This is a genomic window from Microcystis sp. LEGE 08355 (assembly GCF_015207185.1).
GTDB classification, from domain to species: domain Bacteria; phylum Cyanobacteriota; class Cyanobacteriia; order Cyanobacteriales; family Microcystaceae; genus Microcystis; species Microcystis panniformis.
The window spans coordinates 1-3,275 of the sequence record NZ_JADEXI010000521.1; the positions used below are offsets into that span (position 1 = coordinate 1).

At 50.5% G+C, this 3,275-nt stretch carries 2 protein-coding genes; both read left to right on the forward strand.

The genetic code is table 11. The annotated features are described in order from the left end of the window. Nucleotides 1-612 precede the first annotated feature (612 nt). Nucleotides 613-2,772, forward strand: coding sequence for an Rne/Rng family ribonuclease (locus IQ242_RS20385; protein WP_193961208.1), 2,160 nt, complete (start codon nucleotides 613-615; stop codon nucleotides 2,770-2,772). Further along, the coding region (locus IQ242_RS20390; RefSeq protein WP_193961209.1) for a ribonuclease HII at nucleotides 2,769-3,275 on the forward strand (507 nt) is incomplete at its 3' end. The genes IQ242_RS20385 and IQ242_RS20390, both read left to right, overlap by 4 nt.

Below are 3,275 nucleotides of genomic sequence, written 5' to 3' on the forward strand. Positions count from 1 at the left end.
CGACCATAAGACCAGAACAGAGTAAATCTGTTAAGGCAGGTGCGAAAAATCCTTCGGGAAAGAAGCAGAAACCCAAATCGTGAGGTTTGGGAATCGCCGTCCGTTTTACGGCGGCGAGGATGTCAACGTCTTGTCAGAGAGTGACCGAGTGAGTTATAGTCGTCTATAAGACTCGATTAAAGCATTTCTTAAAAGAATCGTGGTTTTTGGAAAATCGAAAAGTGCGCTATTTTCCCTTCCACAGAAACCTGTTGCCGAGGGGAGTAACTCAAAAACTCCTTTTTTCCTAGATTCTGATAGACAGAACCGGCGGAAACGGATAAAAAATGCTGTTATCGAGCAAGACTCAGGGATTAATTGAAAATCTCGTCTCCTGGCTGTGCTTACCTAATTGTGGGTCAAGCCGGCAGTTGCCGAACAGACTTAACAACTGAAACCAAGACTCAGTTCCCACGTCTGAGAGGCAGATGAACATCAAGATGAGGCTTTAACGATGCGGACTCATCTTCTTAGAACTTTCTTAACAAGACCAGATTTCCAGAAGTAGCCTCAAAGCATAGACAAATAGCCCATGGTCCGTCGCTTTTGAAACCGAAAGATTGAGGAAATTGAATGCCAAAACAAATAATCATAGCCGAACAACACCATATAGCGGCTGTTTTTTGGGAAGATCAAATTCAGGAATTAGTTGTAGCCACAGGTAATCAGCAGGTGGCCGACATCTATCTAGGATTAGTAGAAAATGTCATCCCCGGGATAGATGCAGCCTTCGTCAATATTGGCGATGCGGAACGCAATGGCTTTATCCATGTCACCGACCTGGGCCCCTTAAGACTGAAAAAAACCGCCGGTGCTATCACGGAATTACTGGCCCCCCAGCAAAAAGTGCTGGTACAGGTAATGAAAGAACCCACCGGCAATAAGGGACCGCGGCTAACGGGAAATGTCACTCTCCCTGGCCGTTATCTGGTATTGATGCCCAATGGTCGCGGGGTGAATCTTTCCCGTCGCATCCGCAGTGAAGACGAGCGCTCCCGTTTACGAGCTTTAGGGATTTTGGTCAAACCGGCGGGGATGGGGTTGCTGGTACGCACCGAGGCCGAAGGCAAAGCGGAAGAAGCGATTATCGAGGATTTGGAATTTCTGCAAAAACAGTGGGAGAGTATCCAACAGATGGCCGTCAGCAGCCGGGCCCCGGCCCTGCTGAACCGCGATGATGACTTTATTCAAAGGGTTTTGCGGGATATGTACAGTGCCGATGTCAATCGCATTGTTGTGGATAACCCGATGGCGGTAAAACGAGTTAAACAGCAATTGACGAACTGGGGCGGCGGCAAAGCTCTCGAAGGGGTTTATATCGACTCCCATCGGGAAACCCAGCCAATTCTCGACTATTTCCGGGTTAACGCCGCCATTCGCGAGGCCCTCAAACCCCGGGTTGATTTACCCTCCGGCGGCTACATTATCATCGAACCGACAGAAGCTTTAACGGTAATTGATGTTAACTCCGGTTCCTTTACCCGTTCGGCCACGGCCCGGGAAACCGTACTCTGGACTAATAGCGAGGCCGCCACAGAAATCGCCCGACAACTGCGCTTGAGAAATATCGGCGGTGTGGTGGTGGTGGACTTCATCGATATGGATTCCCGTCGCGACCAGTTGAAACTGTTGGAATTGTTTAATAAGGCCCTGAAAAGCGATAAGGCCCGGCCCCAGATTGCCCAATTATCGGAATTGGGGTTAGTGGAATTAACTCGTAAGCGTCAGGGGAAAAACATTTATGAATTATTCGGCAAAACCTGTGACCATTGCGGCGGACTGGGCCATTTAGCCCATCTACCCGGAGAAGGCAACGCCATCGCCTTAGAAACCCCCACCCTTAGCCGCGCGGAAAAAGAAACCCTTGTCGTTGCCCCAATTAATACAAAAGTTCTACCAGATAAGAGCGCTCCTAGCGTTGCGGCGGCCGAACCCTATCTAGAAGTTTTCTCCGAATTTGAGGCCGAAGAAAACGCCCAAGAGATGGATCTTTCCTTCCATCCCAACTATCAAGAACAGGTTAATAATTCTCGTCGTCGCCGTCGTCGTCGTCCCTCGGAACTATTGCTGAAAGAGGAACGGAGCGAAAAAGCCTCTACTAACGGTGTTAACAACGAAATCGAGCCAGAATCAGAACCCCAACGCCTTGAGGAAAAACGAGAACGCCCGGCCCGTCTCTCGAAACGGGGAGAAGATGCCGGTGCTGGCAAAAATATCCCCGTCAGCGAACGGGAGCGGGTTTCCGTGGAAATGACCCCCGTAGAACAGGAAGTTTATTCTTTAATGGGCATTTCTCCCCTGATTCTGGTGGATAAGGAGTTTAAAGACCCGAAATCGGTGATTGTTTCCGTGAAACTGCCAGGGGAAAGAGAAGCGGAAAACCCAGAAACGTCTGCCACTCCTGAAATATCCTTGATTCCTACCCCAGAAGCTGAGGTCGCACCAGTCGAAGGGATGGAAACCGGCGAGGAAGCCGAAAATCGTCCCCTGGTGCGCCGTCGTCGTCGTCCCACCACTAGCGAAGTTGGTCAGGAAATCAGCCAAGAAGCTAGTCCGTCACTGACTTTTACCCCCGAACCGATTGCGCCCGAAACTCCAGTTTTTCCGAGCGAAGTCATTCCTTTCGAGACCCCGGTGAGCGCCGAGGTGACGGAGGAGCCACCAATAGAGGCTGAAACCACGGTGCTGCGTCGTCGTCGTCGTCGTTCCTCCGCCACTGCCGATGAGTCATGAGCGCAGAACCCTTAATTGCCGGTGTCGATGAAGTGGGGCGCGGGGCTTTATTTGGCCCCGTGGTGGCGGCGGTAGTGGTCACTGTCCCCTCTGGTTTTCCGCAGCTGTGGGAGTTGGGGGTAAAAGATAGTAAGCAACTTAGCCCCCAAAAACGGCAAAAATTGAGCCAGCAAATACAACGGGATTTTGTTTGTCGTATCGGTTATGCTACGGTGAAAGAGATCGATCGCTTGAATATTTTTCATGCCTCTCTACTGGCAATGAGCAGAGCGATCGGGAAATTACCCCTTTCCCCCAGTCTCTGTTTGATCGATGGCAAGCACATTATTAAAGATTTGTCAATCCCCCAAAAGGCGGTAATTCAGGGAGATCAACAATCGCCGGTAATTGCGGCGGCTAGTATCGTGGCCAAAGTCTGGCGCGATGACTTAATTACTCGTTGGCACAGACGCTATCCCGATTATGGACTCCCTCGTCACAAGGGCTGTCTCTTATACACAGTC